This is a genomic window from Nocardia crassostreae (genome assembly GCF_001613405.1).
GTDB lineage: Bacteria > Actinomycetota > Actinomycetes > Mycobacteriales > Mycobacteriaceae > Nocardia > Nocardia crassostreae.
The window spans coordinates 1-14,712 of sequence record NZ_BDCH01000038.1 but is presented as its reverse complement, the minus strand read 5'-3'; the positions used below and the strand labels follow the sequence as shown (position 1 = coordinate 14,712).

The window sequence follows — 14,712 nt, the reverse complement described above, 5'->3', positions numbered from 1 at the left end:
GATACCGTACTCATAGCAGCTCCACGGGGATATCGATATGGCGGGAGCGCAGCCATTCGCCGAGCCCCTTGGCTTGCGGATCGAAGCGGGCCTGATAGGCCACGCCCTCGCCGAGCAGACCCTCGACGATGAAGTTCACGGCCCGCAGGTTCGGCAGCACATGCCGGGTGATGGGGAGTTTCGCGGTTTCCGGGAGCAGCAGCCGCAGTTCGTCCACGGTCAGCGCGTGCACCAGCCAGCGCCACTGTGCGTCGGTGCGCACCCAGACGCCGATATTGGCATTTCCGCCCTTGTCGCCACTGCGGGCCAGCGCGATCGTGCCGAGCGGGACCCGCTTGGTCTCGCCCTGCGGAAGCTGCTGCGGCAAAGTGGGTTCCGGTACCTCGGCGAGTTCGAGGGTCTCGGCCGCCGCAGCGATCTCGATGGTGCGGTCGTCCGGCAGGACGGCAATGTGCGGCACCTCCGTCGCATCCACATAGCCCGGCTTGAACACGCCGTAGGGTCCGCCGTTTCCGGGCGGCGCGGTCAGCGAGAAGCCCGGGTAGCTGGCCAGCGCTAATTCCACGGCCACACTGGAGAATCCGCGGCCGACCTTGGTGGGATCCGGATCGCGCACCAAGCAGCGCAACAGCGCGCTGGCCTGCTCCTCGGTCTCGGCATCGGGCCGGTCCAGCCGTACCAGCGACCAATCCAGTTCGGCCGGGCGGACTTTCAGCCACGATTCCAGCTGCTGCCGCGCCAGCCGCGCCTTGGCCTCGATATCGAGGCCGGTGACGATGAACTCCATCTCGTTGCGGAAACCGCCGATGGTATTGAGCGACACCTTGGTTCGCGGCGGCGGCGCCTCACCGGTCACCCCGCTGATGAGCACCCGGTCCGGGCCGTCCTGCGTGAGCCGGATGCTGTCCAGCCGCGTGGTCACATCCGGTCCGGCATAGCGCGCGCCCTGGATCTCGTACATGAGCTGCGCTTCGACCGTGTCCACGGTGACCGCGCCGCCGGTGCCCGCGTGTTTGGTTATCACGCTGCTGCCGTCGCGGCGCACCTCCGCAATGGGGAAGCCGGGCCGGTTCAGATCGGCGATCTCGGTGAAGAAGGCGAAATTGCCGCCGGTGGCCTGGGTGCTGCATTCGATGACATGGCCCGCGACCACCGCCCCGGCGAGCGCGTCGTACTCGGTGCGCCCCCAGCCGAAGTGCGCGGCGGCCGGTCCCACCACCAGCGCGGCATCGGTGACCCGCCCGGTCACCACCACATCCGCGCCCGCGTTCAGGCATTCGGCAATGCCCCACGCACCGAGGTAGGCATTGGCGGTGAGCGGCGTCCCGAGTCCCAGCTCGGCCGCCCGCGGCAGTAGATCATCGCCGGTCACGTGCGCGACCTTCGCGGCGAGCCCGAGCTTGTCCGATACCTCGCGGACCCGTTGCGCCAGCCCGGCGGGATTCAGCCCACCCGCATTGGCGACGATCTTCACACCCGATTCCAGGGCCAGCCCCAGGCAGTCCTCCAGCTGCCGCACAAAGGTTTTCGCGTATCCCAGGTTCGCGTCCTTCATGCGATCGCGCCCCAGGATCAGCATGGTGAGCTCGACGAGATAGTCGCCGGTCAGCACGTCGAGCTGCCCGCCCTCGAGCATCTCCCGCATGGCGCTCATCCGGTCGCCGTAGAAGCCGGAACAGTTGCCGATCCGGATGAGTTCCGGGTCTTCGGCGAGCTGACTCATAACTGGGCCTCCCTGTGCACCCGAGTCCGGGCACAGCGTCATCGCTGCGGTCGGTTACAGGGTCACATCGGGCCGCCAGAAAATCAAGCCTGCACGCTTGTTTTTATTCGAATGTGCCATCGACCTCGATAATCGCCACTCGATGACTTCCACAGAGTCGGGCCGAGGCAGACTGGTCCGGTGTCTTCCGACCTCATCGTGATTCTGCTGCTCGCGCTCGCCGGTTTCTTACTGGGCGGGGCCTACAGCCTGTGGAAAACCACTCGCCCGCTCGCCATTGGCCTCGGAGTTTGCGGAGTGTTAGCTGCGGTGGGCGCGATTCTGAACGGGTCGGCTGAGCCGACCCGTTCACTCCGCTTCGAGGCGGAAGATCCGCAGATCCTCGGGCACCCCGCTCAGCGGCGCGGCGAAGAAGCTGCGGCGATAGGGCCGCACGCCGAAACCCAACTCCTCCAAGGTTTCCGCGCTCAGCGCGTCGAGGGTGGCCGCCGACATCATGGTGTTCCCATTGCCGCCCGCCTCGATGACGCGCGCCGCGATGGTCACGTCCACCCCCAACCAATCGCCGCCGATCTCCCGCGGCATGCCCGTGTGCAGCCCCATGCGCATCTGCGGGCGGTACCTGTCGACATTCACGGCGGTGAGGTTCTCCTTGGCCGCCACCGCGGCCTTCACGGCCCGGTCGGCGGACGGAAACACAGCCATCACACCGTCACCCATGCGCTTCACGACCTGACCGCCCCGGTCCACGATGGGCGGTTCGATGGCCTTGGCCACCCGGCGCAGCAATTCCAGCGTGGCCTCGTCCCCGGCGGCCAGGGACCAGCTGGAGAACGCCACCAGATCGGTGAACATGATGGTGATGTCCTGCGGCCCCCGGCCCTTGCCGACCCGCTCCAGCATGGCCTGCCAGACCTGCAGCGCGCCCAGACCCAATTCGCGAGCGGCGCTGGGGGAATCGCCGACGATCTTGTCCGCGGCGCGGGCCACCGCGCGGGCGCTGCCGGGCCCCGACACCGACAGCGGATCACCGAAGGCGGGATCGCCCGGCAGGTTCTCGCGGGCCTTGCGGATCACGCCGATGAGGTCCCCGCGCTGATTGGCGGCCGACACCAGTGCCGACAGCTGACCGGGAAACCGGCCCCGGCGCTGCCGGACCGGTTCGGCATCGATATTGGACGGGGTCAGCGGAATGACGACCTCGGGCTCGATGCGGGGCTCCTCGGACTCGGCCGCAGCACCGTCGGAGGGTCGTTCGCTCACGCCCAGAGCGTATCTCAGCGCTTGATCCTCGGATGGATGAATGATTGCCACCTGGACACCTCCCGATCGGAACGAGCGGCCACACCATTGGGCCCGCCGATGTTCGAGTGCTTTGGTTGCTGACGCGATGCTACTCACCGTTCAGGGCCGCGGCTAGATGCTTCCGGCCGGAAGCGAAACTTTTCACAGACAGTTAAAACAAGCCCCGTTCGCGACATCGGCCCGATACGGCGAACCGTATCGGGCCGATGCAACACCGTCGATCGGGCAGTGACCGACGGCCCCGGGCAGGGTCTTTTACGCGTCGCGCTCGTTCACGACGAAGAGCGCGGCGCCGAACACGATGGCGCAGAAGACGGCGAAGTAGATCAGGCTGCCCCACGGGCCCCAGTGCCAGTTCGCCGAGGACGATTCCTGCATGCTGAAGAACCGCTGACCGTTCTGGAACGGCAACCACGGGCCCACATTGCGGCCGAAGCTGCCGAAGGCGCTCAGCAGCGGCTCGATCACCAGCGGCCACAGCACGATGATGGAGATGGCCGCGGCCGACTGCCGCACCAGCACGCCCACGCCGATGGCGAAGAGAATGCCGAGCAGGGCGTAGATCGGCACACCCCACAGCGCCCGCTGTTCTTCACTCGTGGCCAGTTCCAGCCCCGGCACCGTGCCGTAGATGCCCCGCGTCAGGAATAGCGCGGCCACGGCCAGCACCGCGGTCAGCACGGTCGCGTACACGGCCAGCAGGGCCGTCTTCACCACGATCACATTCGAGCGCTGCGGCGTCGCCAGGAAGGTCGTGCGAATAATGCCGAAGCGGTATTCGCTGGTCACCGACAAGGTCGCCATGATCATGAGCACCAGGACGCCGAAACCGCTCACCCCCGCCACCGCGGAGGCCACATTCAACGGCGGCACCTCGGGATTGTCCTTGGTGGAACTGGACACCGCGGCGATGAGCGCCGCGAATCCCAGCCCCAGCACCACCACCACGGCCGAGCACCACCAGGGCGAACGCGTCGAGGTGAGCTTGATCCGTTCCGCTGCCAGCACGCCCATCAGAGCGCACCTCCCATCACCTGGTCGAACCCTTCGGCGTGGTACTCCACCGCACCTCCGGTCATCCGCATGAACGCCTCCTCGAGCGAGGCCCGCTGCGGGGACAGCTCGAAGAGCGTGATGTCGTTGGCGCCGGCCAGTTTTCCGACCACATCGCTGGTCACCCCGGCCACCACCAGCGCCGGTCCGTCATGGTCGGCGCCGTCCTCGCGGACGGTCATGCCATTGGAGGTGAGCAGGCTGCGCAGCTGATCCAGCTGCGGACTGCGCACCCGCACCGACGATTCCGACGCCTTCTCGATGAAATCCTTGGTGGTGGTGTCGGCAATGAGCTTGCCGCGGCCGATCACCACCAGGTGATCGGCGGTCTGCGCCATCTCCGAGAGCAGGTGGCTCGACACCAGCACGGTGCGGCCCTCGGCGGCCAGGCGCTGCATGAAGCGGCGGATCCACAGAATGCCCTCGGGATCGAGGCCGTTCACCGGCTCGTCGAACAGGAGCACCTGCGGATCGCCGAGCAGCGCGCCCGCCAGGCCGAGACGCTGCGACATGCCGAGCGAGAAACCGCCCGCATTCTTACCGACCACCTCGGCGAGGCCGACCAGGCGCAGCACTTCCTCGACGCGCGAATTCGGGATGTCGTTGGACGCCGCCAGCCACGCCAGATGCGCCCGCGCCGAACGATTCGGATGCACCCATTTGGCATCCAGGAGCGCGCCCACCGACTCGAGGGGCTTCTTCAGCTCCCGGTAGGGCTTGCCGTCGATGAGCGCGGTTCCGGAGGTCGGTTTGTCCAGGCCCAGGATCATGCGCATGGTGGTCGATTTCCCGGCGCCATTGGGGCCGAGGAAGCCGGTCACCTGGCCGGGACGGACGGTGAACGTCAGATCCGACACCACGACGGTCTGGCCGTAGTGTTTGGTCAGGCCTCTCAGTTCGATCATGGGGACCAGTCTTCCCCAAGAGTTCGCCGGGCACTATCGATCGCAGGTCGCGCGTCGAATAGTTCTTTCGGATTACCTGGTACTCAGGGTGTTCAGAGCCCTGGCGAGGAAGCCTGGGCCCAGAACCGCTTCGGGATGCGCCCGGCCGCGCGCGCCAGATATCCGGCCTGTACGGCCGCGGCCATGGCGGCCGCCATGGTGGCGGGCTTGCGGGCGCGGGTGACCGCGGTGGCGAGCAGGACGGCGGAGCAGCCGAGCTCCATGGCCAGGGCCGCGTCGCTGGCGGTGCCGATGCCCGCGTCCAGGATCACCGGGACTCCGGCATCGGCCACGATCATCTCGATATTGTGCGGATTACCGATGCCCAGGCCGGTGCCGATGGGCGAGCCCAGCGGCATGACGGCCGCGCAACCGGCGTCCTCGAGACGGCGGGCCAGCACCGGGTCGTCGGTGGTGTAGGGCAGGACGGTGAAACCGTCGTCCACCAATTGTTCCGCGGCGCTGACCAATTCGATGGCGTCCGGGAGCAGGGTGCGCTCGTCGGCGATGACTTCCAGTTTGACCCAATCGGTTTCGAGGGCCTCGCGCGCGAGCTGGGCGGTGAGCACGGCTTCGGCGGCGGTGCGGCAGCCCGCGGTATTGGGCAGCGGTGCGATCTCCAGGCGTTTGAGCAGATCCAGCACGCCGGTGCCGCCCGCGGCGTCCACCCGGCGCATGGCGACGGTGGTGAGCTCGGTGCCCGAGGCTACGAGGGCCTCCTCCAGCACCGTCAGGTTCTCCGCGCCGCCGGTGCCCATGATGAGCCGGGAGCCGAAGCTGCGGCCCGCGATGATCAGCGGTTCCATCTCGTCAGCCACCCTGCACCGCCGTCAGCACCTCGATCTCCCAGCCCCGGCCGACCCGCTCGTCCCAGCGGGACTTGGGGAACAGGGCGCCGTCGACGGCCACCGCGACACCCTGACAGGGCAGGTTCAGGGTCTCCAGCAGCTCACGCACCGTCGGAGGTTCGGCGAACTGGTGATCCGCACCGTTGACGGTGACGCCGATCGGGATTGCTGTCATCGAACTCCTCCTCGGGAAATCGGGGTGGCGAAGCGGCCGGGGGCCGCGGCGCGCGCTGCGGGCAGCTCGGTATCCGCCAGTAGAGCGAGCACGGCGTCAGCAGTAACCGGGACGCCGAGAATTCCATTCCGGCCGTGCCCGGTCGCGGCGATCACGCGCTCGTCGAGAGGGCCGAGCAGGGGCAGATTGTCCGGTGAGCCGGGGCGCGAACCCGCGATGGCCTCCGCGAACTCATATTCGCCGATCCCCGGGAAAACGGTCTCGGCATCGGTGATGAGATCGCGGACCCCGGCGACGGTCACGGCGGTATCGAAACCCGCCTCGTATTGGGTCGCGCCCAGGACGATCCCGTCCTGGCGCGGCACCAGATAGATGGGGCGGCCGTGCACGCGGGCCCGAATCACGCTGCGGGGCGGCGGCGGTGCGCTCGGGCGGCGGCGCAGGCGCAGAATCTCGCCCTTCACCGGGCGCACCGGCAGGCCCGGCCACAGGTCGGCGGAGGCCGCACCGGCCGCCAGCACGATGCGATCGTGCGGCAGATCCGATAGCGCTCGCACCTTTTCGGCGCGCACCTCGACTCCTACGGCGGCGCACGCCTCTCGCAAGGCCGTCACGAGGGCGCGATTGTCCACCGCCGGTTCGGACGTGGACAGCAATCCGGCCCGGATGCCGCGCCCCAGACTCGGCTCCGCGGCGCGAACTCCCGCCCGATCCAGCAGTCGCAGCTCACTCCTCGAATCCGAGCGGGACCGGTCGTCGGCAGCGGGCTCGCTCACCGGAAGGGACAGGTCGTGGGCGTTCACCCACTCGGCGATGGTGCGCAGATCCGCGGCATCGGCGGCATCGAGGGCCACCGTCAAGGTCTGCGCGGCGGTGAAGACGTCCACGCCGGTGCGCGCTCGCAGGCGGGTCGCGAAGTCCGGCCAGCGGGCCAGGGAGGCGGTGCCGAATTCCAGCGCGTCGTCCTCGCCGGGCCAGCCCTCCGAGAGTGGGGCGAGCATGCCGCCTGCCACCCAGGAGGCTCCGGTTCCGAGTGCGGGGTCATACAGCGTGACCGTCCAGCCCGCCTCGGCCGCACGCCAGGCCGCCGACAGCCCGATCACACCGCCGCCCACGACGGCCAGTGTCCGCATCGATTCCACCTCACTCGCCCGGATCACCCCGGACCTGCACAGACGCCGCGCTGAAGAATTCGTGTTCTGCGCCGGAGCGAAGTTCGTCCGACGGGCGCGTCGCGCGTTCCACGGTAGCGCGACTACCGTTTGACGGGTGCAACCCTCCCACCCGAACCGGCCAGTACCACCGCGGGAACGCCTGGCCAGCGCCCGGCTGTACCTGTGCACCGATGCCCGCCGGGAGAAGGGCGACCTGGCCCGATTCGCCGAAGCGGCCCTGGCCGGTGGCGTCGACATCATCCAGCTGCGCGACAAGGGTTCGCCCGGGGAGAAGCAGTTCGGCCCGCTCGAGGCCAAGGCCGAACTCGGCGCGCTGGCCGAATTGAAGGCCGCCGCCCGTCGCCACGGCGCACTGGTCGCGGTGAACGATCGCGCCGATGTCGCCTTCGCCGCGGGCGCGGACGTCCTGCATCTCGGGCAGAACGATCTACCGCCCTGGTATGCGCGCCGCCTGCTCGGGCCGGACGTGGTGATCGGCCGCTCCACCAATAATCGCGCGCAGGCCGGACTGGCGGCCATCGACGAGCACATCGATTACTTCTGCACCGGGCCCGTCTATGCGACGCCCACCAAACCCGGCCGTCAGCCCTCCGGGCTCGAGCTGGTCCGCTCGACCGCCGAATCGCACACGCACCGTCCGTGGTTCGCCATCGGCGGCATCGACGACGAGCACATGCAGGAAGTCCTGTCGGCCGGGGCGACCCGCGTCGTGGTGGTCCGCGCCATTACCGATGCCCGTGATCCCGAGGCCGCGGCGCGCGCCCTCAAGCAGCGCCTGCTCGACAACGTCGGCCACTAGTCCCCGGGCGCGGCGGCAACGGCCACCGGGTCCAGGCGGATGGGCACGCCATTGAGGTTGGACATGCCCGCCAGGCGTTCCACATCCGTTGTGGCCGTGGACATGAGGTCGTTGACATTGGCGCCGCCCGCGGCATTGGCCCGCTGCCAGCCGCCGCGATGACCCCAGCCGTGCGGAATGGCCACCGTGCCCTCGGTCATGTCCTCGGTGAGGTGGGCGGTCACCTCGATCGAGCCGTTGGGTGAGGTCACCCGGCAGCGATCGCCGTCGGAGATACCCGATGCGGCAGCGTCTTTGGGATGGATGCGGGCGGTGTGGTCGCGCGCGCCGCGCATGAGCAGTTCGGAGTTGTGCATCCAGGAGTTGTGGGATTTCAACTCGCGCATGCCGATCACCCGCAGCGGATAGGACGGGTCCGAGGGCGGAGAGCTGAGGGTCCGCAATTCGGCGAGAATCTCCTCGGGAGCCAGCTGCACGCGATTCCCCTTGTGCTGCACGACTTCCCGGCGCACTCCCGTGGCGATGGCGTCGGCCAGCACGATGCCGTGCGGATGCCGCCGCAGCATGCGCAGGCTGAGACCGCCCGGGCGCAGGCCGAACCAGTCGCCGTACGGGCCGGTGCGCAGGGCCAGATCGGCCAGCAGGGTGGGGGTGGGGCGAGCCGCGGAACCGCCGGGGAGACGGCGTAGCCCGCTCAGCACCCGTCCGGCCGGACGGGCGGGGCCGAGGACGAAGGGCTGGATGCCGATTCGCGTCGCGATGGCGTCGATGATCTGCCATTCCTCCCTGGCTTCGCCGTACGGTTCCACGACCCGCTCGGTGTACTGGGTGTACGGGGTCGGAGCCAGCGCGGTGAACGGGAGTGGGAGATCGTCGCGTTCCAGGAAGGTGGTCGCGGGCAGGATGTAGTCGGCCAGCCGGTTGGTGTCGTTGACATAGAGGTCTATCGACACGAACAGGTCGAGTTGGGACAGGGCTGTGGACAATTCGCGGGTATTGGGGACCGAGGAAGCCGGATTGCCCGCCGAGGTGAACAGGGCGCGCAGGCGCCCCGGACCGGGCGTCAGAATCTCCTTGGCCATGACGGCCGCCGGGAAAGTGCCCAGCACATCCGGGAAATCGCCTATGCGGGAACGGGTTTTGCCGTAACCGATCAACCCCAGGCGGGCATTGAGCTTGGAGACGGCCACCAGTTCCTTGCCGAAGACGCTGCCGCCGGGCCGATCCAGATTGCCGGTCACCAGGGCGAGGGCATCGATCAGGAAGGCGACCAGGGTGGCGTGGCGGCCCAGGCAGGTGCCGGTGCGGCCGTAGACGGCGGCGGAGTCGGCGCGCGCGAGATCCCGGGCCAGGGCGCGCACGCGATCCGGATCCAGACCGGTGACGGCGGCGGTGGCTTCGGGAGTGAATCGGACCACGGCCCTGCGCAATTCGCTGACTCCAGCGGCTTGCCGCCGCAATGCCGAGCGGTCCTCCAGGCCCTCGGCGAAGATCACGTGCAGTAGGGACGCGAGCAGCCAGGCGTCACCGTCGGGCCGGATGCCGACATGCTCGAACAGGCGGGCGGTCTCGGTGCGGCGCGGATCCACGACCACCACCCGGCCCCCGCGCTTGGGAATGGCGGTGAGCTTCTCCCGAATTCGCGGCGCGCTGACCGCACTGCCGTGCGAGACCAGCGGATTCGCGCCGATCATGAGCAGGAAATCGGTGCGGTCCAGATCGGGGACGGGCACCGAGGTGAGCGAACCGTAGAGCAGATGGCTGGCGACGAAACGATTGTTGATGTCCTGGGAGCCCGCCGAATACACGTGGCGCAGGCCCGCGGCGAGCTGGAACCCCACTATCCACAGGGTGTGCGAATAGGAGAACGTGGCGGGATTGCCGAAATACCAGCCGAGGCTTTCGCGACCGTGCTCGCGAATGAGCGTGCGCAGGCGCGCGCCGATCTCGTCCAGGGCGGTATCCCAGGAGACGCGTTCGAATTCGCCGTCGGGCCGCCGCCGCAGCGGGTGCAGCACGCGATCGGGGTCGTTCTGGATATCGGTGAAGGCGATGCCCTTCGGGCAGGCCGTGCCCTGGGACAGCGGATGCGCCTTGTCGGCGCGCAAGCGCACCAGCTTGCCGTCCTCGACGGTGGCGATCAGCCCGCAGAGCGGTTCGCAGATCCGGCAGTAGGTGGGAACCTCACGGATGCTCACGCCCTCAAGACAACACTTGATCCAAGGTGAGCAACAACACATTTCCGGCCAAATCGGTCGGTTCGGCGGGTGGATCGGCGGCCGTTATCCGCGCGGTGCGGCCGTGCCCGTTGCCATTGGCGTGCAACCAGACCAACCCCTCCCCGGCCAGATCCAGGGTGCGTGGCAATGCGGCCGCCACCGTGTCCGGATCCGCGAGGCCGTCGAGACTGACGCCGATCGGCGTCGCGCGCAGGGAGGGCCAGGCGGCGGCGAAGCCGGGATGCAACTCGCGGGCGTCCACCTCGTCCTCGGGAATCCACGCCAGTTCGCGGCTCTCCATATTGCCGCGGGTGCGCAGCGGGGCGGCGGCATCGGCGATGACCGTGGTGTACGTCCAGCCGCTGGGCGCGGTGGCGGTCACCCGTTCACCGCGCACCCGGATGGATCCGGCGGTAATGCCCGCCTCTTCCTCGGCTTCGCGGACGGCGGCGTGCACGCTGGTCTCATGACTGTCGCGAGCCCCGCCGGGCAGCGCCCAGGTGCCGCCCTGATGGCTCCACGCGGCGCGGTGCTGGAGCAGGACGGCCGAGCCGCCGGTGGTGAGCGGTGCGCGCAGCAACAGTCCAGCAGCTCCGAAGCGGCCCCAGTGCCGGGTGCCGTCGGGACTTTTCGACCAGCCGTCGCCATCACCACGAATACTCGATCCCATCCTCGAATCCGCCGTGCGGACCGGCGGGTGTTCCCGCGTCACGGCATCGGTAAGTCCACAATAAGCTCAATCGACAGCAACCAGTCGAGCGTTCGTTTTCGGTAAGTGGGAGGTGAGCATGGCTCGCACCGAGCAGTTGCGGCTCGATGAGCTGTCACCGCGCGCCGCAGCCGCCGCCGTCCGCGAACGTCTCGCGACCACCGAACTGAAGACTTTCGCGCAGTCCTCACCGGCCAAATTGATTGCGGTCGGTTTGATTCTGCTGAGTATGTGCGTGGCTGCGGGCGTGGTCACCGCGGCGGCGGTGAACGATCGGCAACACGCCCTGGACGTCCTGCTGGTGCAGGCCGAACCGGACGCCTACTCCGCACAGCGGCTCTACACCGCGCTGTCGGTGGCCGACGCCTCCGCCGGTACGGCCTTCATCTCCGGCGGGCTCGAACCGAAGGCCGTACGCGACCGGTACAACCAGGCCGTCGGCGAGGCGGCGGCCGAACTGGTGACCCAGTCCAATCGGACCGGCGGGGACTCCGATACCCATCTGCGCACCGGTATCGGCACCGGGATACCCGTGTACTGCGGGCTGGTGGAGACCGCGCGCGCCAACAACCGCAGCGGTTTCCCGGTCGGGGCGGCCTATCTCAGCGAGGCCTCCAATCTCATGCAGGCGACCATGCTGCCGATGGCGCAGGAACTGCAGGAGCATCGGTCCGAGGCCATTACCGCCACCCAGCGCAATCATGTGCGCCCGCCGTGGCCCGCCATCGTGCTGCCGCTGCTGGCGGTGGGCGCGCTGGTGGCGGCGCAGTGGTTCCTGTTCCGGCGCTGGCACCGGGTGCTCAATGCGGGTCTGCTGCTGGCCACCGGGACCATGGTGGTGCTGCTGTCCTGGACGGTCATCGCGGGCGTCATCTCGGCGGTCGCCACGACGCATTCGCGGGATTTCGGGAGCATTCCCGCCAAGGCGCTCACCGAGAGCCGGATTCTGGCGCAGCAGGCGCGCACCGCGGAGACGCTGAAACTGGTGCGCCGCGATACCAGCAGCGAATACGACCGCACCTTCGACGAGGCCACCGGCGAGTTGAAGACGATCCTGGCCGGATATCCGGCCGATGCGCCGGGCGCGAAGGACGTCACCACCGCCACCGCCGCCCTGGGCCGCTGGCTGGCCGCGCATCAGCGCATGAACGAGGCCCTGACCCGGGGCGATTTCATCGGCGCGGGCGCGGTGGCCACCGGTCCGGGGGCCAATGAGGCCACCGCCCAGGTGGACGCCCTCGACCGGGCGCTCGCCGACGGCATTACCGACAGCCGGAACATGTTGCGCACCAATACCTCCCATGCCGCCCGCACGCTCGATCTGCTGGCGCCGGGCGCCCTGGTGCTCAGCACCGCGGCGGCGGTCTTCATTGCCGCCGGGCTGTGGCCGCGACTACGGGAGTACCGATGAGGAGCCGAAGACTCGTTCTGGCCGCGGCGCTGGCCGCGTTGTCGCTGGCCTTGGCCACCGGCTGTAGCACCGAGGACCCGCCGCCCGCGCCGTCCACCCGGGTGCCCAGCTATGTCGAACCGCCGCTGCCCTCGGGAGCCGTCCCGGCGCAGACGCACGCACCGCTGCCGCCGGACACCCAGACCTGTGACGATCCGACCGCCAGCCTGCGGCCCACCGGTACGGACGGGCCGATCGTGGCCGCGATCCGCGCGCGCGGACGACTATTGGTGGGCCTGGACCCCGGCAGTAACCTCTTCAGCTTCCGCGACCCGACCACCGGCGCGCTCGCCGGATTCGACGTGGATATCGCCCGCGAACTGGCCCGCGATCTGCTCGGCAATCCGGAGCTCATCGAATACCGCATTCTCGGCTCGGCCGATCGCGAACGCGCGCTGCAGGAGAAGTCCGTCGACGTGGTGGTGAAGACCATGACCATCACCTGCGATCGGCGGCAGCGGGTTTCGTTCTCCACGCCGTATCTGCTGGCGCATCAGCGCGTGCTGACCGTCCGCAATTCGGGCATCGGCGGCCTGGCGGATCTGGCCGGAAAGCGCGTGTGCGTGGTCCGCGGCACCACGTCCCTGGACCGCATCCGCCGCGAGCAGCCCGCCGCCTCCATCCTCACCGTCCCCAGCTGGGCCGACTGCCTGGTGGTGCTGCAGCAGCGCCAGGTCGACGCCATCAGCACCGATGACGCCATTCTCGCCGGGCTCGCCGTCCAGGACCCGCTCACCGAGGTCGTCGGTCCCAACCTGAGCACCGAGAACTACGGGATCGGCATGCCCAAGGACTCCGACGACCTGGTCCGCTCCGTGAACGGCACCCTGGAACGCATTCGCGCCGACGGCACCTGGAATCGCCTCTACCGCCAGTGGCTGTCCGCCGTCCTCGGCGACGCCGGGGTACCACCGCTGCCGAGGTACCAGGACTGATGACCGAACCCGCCGAACCCGAACCTCCCGCCCCCGCAGGCCGATCCGCCGACGGCGGGGAACCGACGCGAATCACCGGCCGCGGCGACAGTCCGGGCGAGGCAAGCCACTCCACCGCGCGCGACGAGGACGGCGGAGCAGCGACACGGGCTACGAGCCGCGGGGCGGCAACGGGCGAAGCGACGCGCGCAACCACTCGTGGTGGCCAAGGCGCCGGTGCGCACGCCGCTGATGTGGGTGGCGGTGACAGCCCCGAGGAGACTCGGGCCGCGGTGCGGCACGCGGACGGCGAGGCGGCGGAAGCCGGGGCGGAGCAAGGGGTTTCGGGGTCCGGGACCAGCGGGCAGCCGGGGGCGGGATCCGCGGAATCCGCCGGGGACGGGCGGACGCCGACGCGGCCGTCGTCGCAGCGGACGCAGCGGCTGACGCGGCCGCGGCCGCTGGTGCGGCGGCTGGGGGCCGGGCTGGTGCCGATTCCGGCGGTGGAACCGGTGGATCCGGAGCGGGCGGTACTGGCGGATCCGGAGGTCAAGGAGGGGCGGCGGTTCTGCTGGCGGTGCGGGAAGCCGGTGGGGCGGGCCACCGCGACGAAGGCGGCCACTACCACCGGAACCTGTGAGACGTGCGGGGCGCCTTATGATTTCCGGCCCTCGATCATGCCGGGCGATCGGGTGGCGGCGCAGTACGAGATCCAAGGGTGTATCGCGCACGGCGGGCTGGGGTGGATCTATCTGGCCATCGATCGGAATGTGAGCGATCGGTGGGTGGTGCTCAAGGGCCTGCTGCATGCCGGTGACGCGGAGGCGCAGGCCGTTGCCGTGGCGGAGCGGCAGTTCCTGGCGGAGGTCGTGCATCCCGGCATCGTGAAGATCCACAACTTCGTCGAGCATCCCGGCTCGGACGGGGAGCCGATCGGGTTCATCGTCATGGAGTACGTGGGCGGGCATTCGCTGCGCGATCTGCTCGACAAGTACGCCAAACCCGAGCGCATGCCGGTCACCGAGGCCATTGCCTATGTGCTGGAAGTGCTTCCGGCGCTGGACTATCTGCATTCGGTGGGGCTGGCCTACAACGATCTCAAGCCGGACAACATCATGGTCACCAGCGATCGGGTGGAGCTCATCGACCTGGGCGCGGTCGCGCAGTTCGAGGCGTATGGAAATCTGTACGGCACCAGGGGTTTCCAGGCGCCGGAGATCGCGCGGACCGGGCCCACGGTGGCCTCCGACATCTACACCGTCGGCCGCACCCTGGCCGTGCTGACCCTCGACATGCCCATGGAGAAGGGCGCTTACGTCGAGGGCATTCCGGAGGCGAAGACCCAGCCGGTGCTGGCGCGGCACGAGTTCTATCACCGGCTGCTGCTGCGCGCCACCG

At 69.0% G+C, this 14,712-nt stretch carries 13 protein-coding genes and 1 pseudogene; 5 read left to right on the top strand and 9 right to left on the bottom strand.

Annotated features, from left to right (window positions below):
• Positions 1-10 precede the first annotated feature (10 nt).
• Positions 11-1,723, bottom strand: coding sequence for an acyclic terpene utilization AtuA family protein (locus tag NC4_RS33770; RefSeq protein WP_067546947.1), 1,713 nt, complete (start codon positions 1,721-1,723; stop codon positions 11-13).
• Between the two features lie 180 nt (positions 1,724-1,903).
• Here NC4_RS33770 and NC4_RS45325 point away from each other — a divergent pair.
• Positions 1,904-2,035: pseudogene (locus NC4_RS45325) on the top strand (CG2302 family histidine operon protein); the annotation flags it as partial.
• A gap of 36 nt (positions 2,036-2,071) precedes the next feature.
• Here the strand turns inward: NC4_RS45325 and NC4_RS33765 are convergent.
• The 6 genes from NC4_RS33765 to NC4_RS33740 all read right to left on the bottom strand — a co-directional run bounded on the left by NC4_RS33765 (position 2,072) and on the right by NC4_RS33740 (position 7,181).
• Positions 2,072-2,839 (bottom strand): adenylate/guanylate cyclase domain-containing protein, encoded by a 768-nt coding sequence (locus NC4_RS33765; protein ID WP_439957582.1) that lies wholly within the window; start codon positions 2,837-2,839, stop codon positions 2,072-2,074.
• A gap of 444 nt (positions 2,840-3,283) precedes the next feature.
• Positions 3,284-4,042 carry an ABC transporter permease gene (locus NC4_RS33760; RefSeq protein WP_067546944.1) on the bottom strand — a complete coding sequence of 253 codons (759 nt, stop codon included), beginning with the start codon at positions 4,040-4,042 and terminating at the stop codon, positions 3,284-3,286.
• Positions 4,042-4,986: an ABC transporter ATP-binding protein gene (locus tag NC4_RS33755; protein ID WP_067546941.1), complete on the bottom strand. Its 945-nt coding sequence runs from the start codon at positions 4,984-4,986 to the stop codon at positions 4,042-4,044. Before NC4_RS33755 ends, NC4_RS33760 begins: the two co-directional genes overlap by 1 nt.
• Positions 4,987-5,078: 92 nt before the next feature.
• The gene (locus NC4_RS33750) at positions 5,079-5,831 is read right to left on the bottom strand and encodes a thiazole synthase (protein WP_067546938.1); all 753 of its coding nucleotides are present in this window, start codon (positions 5,829-5,831) and stop codon (positions 5,079-5,081) included.
• Positions 5,832-5,835: 4 nt separating this feature from the next.
• The gene (thiS, locus tag NC4_RS33745) at positions 5,836-6,048 is read right to left on the bottom strand and encodes a sulfur carrier protein ThiS (RefSeq protein WP_067546934.1); all 213 of its coding nucleotides are present in this window, start codon (positions 6,046-6,048) and stop codon (positions 5,836-5,838) included.
• The gene (locus NC4_RS33740) at positions 6,045-7,181 is read right to left on the bottom strand and encodes an FAD-dependent oxidoreductase (protein ID WP_067547090.1); all 1,137 of its coding nucleotides are present in this window, start codon (positions 7,179-7,181) and stop codon (positions 6,045-6,047) included. Before NC4_RS33740 ends, thiS begins: the two co-directional genes overlap by 4 nt.
• 136 nt (positions 7,182-7,317) lie before the next feature.
• Here NC4_RS33740 and thiE point away from each other — a divergent pair, with 136 nt between their 5' ends.
• The gene (gene thiE, locus NC4_RS33735) at positions 7,318-8,022 is read left to right on the top strand and encodes a thiamine phosphate synthase (protein ID WP_067546931.1); all 705 of its coding nucleotides are present in this window, start codon (positions 7,318-7,320) and stop codon (positions 8,020-8,022) included.
• On the opposite strand, the gene NC4_RS33730 is transcribed toward thiE, so the two are convergent.
• Together NC4_RS33730 and NC4_RS33725 are read right to left on the bottom strand one after the other, a co-directional pair.
• On the bottom strand, positions 8,019-10,220 hold the full coding sequence (locus NC4_RS33730; protein ID WP_067546928.1) for a molybdopterin-dependent oxidoreductase: 2,202 nt from the start codon (positions 10,218-10,220) through the stop codon (positions 8,019-8,021). The two genes, thiE and NC4_RS33730, sit on opposite strands and share 4 nt — an antisense overlap.
• A gap of 4 nt (positions 10,221-10,224) precedes the next feature.
• Positions 10,225-10,899 carry an NUDIX domain-containing protein gene (locus tag NC4_RS33725; RefSeq protein ID WP_067547087.1) on the bottom strand — a complete coding sequence of 225 codons (675 nt, stop codon included), beginning with the start codon at positions 10,897-10,899 and terminating at the stop codon, positions 10,225-10,227.
• A gap of 130 nt (positions 10,900-11,029) precedes the next feature.
• Here NC4_RS33725 and NC4_RS33720 point away from each other — a divergent pair, with 130 nt between their 5' ends.
• The 3 genes from NC4_RS33720 to NC4_RS33710 all read left to right on the top strand — a co-directional run.
• Complete coding sequence (locus tag NC4_RS33720; protein ID WP_067546925.1) at positions 11,030-12,361, top strand: GlnX family signal transduction membrane protein; 1,332 nt, start codon at positions 11,030-11,032, stop codon at positions 12,359-12,361.
• Complete coding sequence (locus NC4_RS33715; protein ID WP_067546922.1) at positions 12,358-13,335, top strand: glutamate ABC transporter substrate-binding protein; 978 nt, start codon at positions 12,358-12,360, stop codon at positions 13,333-13,335. The genes NC4_RS33720 and NC4_RS33715 overlap by 4 nt, the downstream gene beginning before the upstream one ends.
• A partial coding sequence (locus NC4_RS33710; protein ID WP_157555388.1) for a serine/threonine protein kinase occupies positions 13,335-14,712 on the top strand: 1,378 nt, incomplete at its 3' end. The genes NC4_RS33715 and NC4_RS33710, both read left to right, overlap by 1 nt.

Coding starts and splice junctions, on each gene's coding strand:
- NC4_RS33770 (WP_067546947.1), bottom strand. CDS start 1,723: ATGAGTCAGCTCGCCGAAGACCCGGAACTCATCCGGATCGGCAACTGT.
- NC4_RS33760 (WP_067546944.1), bottom strand. CDS start 4,042: ATGGGCGTGCTGGCAGCGGAACGGATCAAGCTCACCTCGACGCGTTCG.
- NC4_RS33755 (WP_067546941.1), bottom strand. CDS start 4,986: ATGATCGAACTGAGAGGCCTGACCAAACACTACGGCCAGACCGTCGTG.
- NC4_RS33750 (WP_067546938.1), bottom strand. CDS start 5,831: ATGGAACCGCTGATCATCGCGGGCCGCAGCTTCGGCTCCCGGCTCATC.
- thiS (WP_067546934.1), bottom strand. CDS start 6,048: ATGACAGCAATCCCGATCGGCGTCACCGTCAACGGTGCGGATCACCAG.
- NC4_RS33740 (WP_067547090.1), bottom strand. CDS start 7,181: ATGCGGACACTGGCCGTCGTGGGCGGCGGTGTGATCGGGCTGTCGGCG.
- NC4_RS33720 (WP_067546925.1), top strand. CDS start 11,030: ATGGCTCGCACCGAGCAGTTGCGGCTCGATGAGCTGTCACCGCGCGCC.
- NC4_RS33715 (WP_067546922.1), top strand. CDS start 12,358: ATGAGGAGCCGAAGACTCGTTCTGGCCGCGGCGCTGGCCGCGTTGTCG.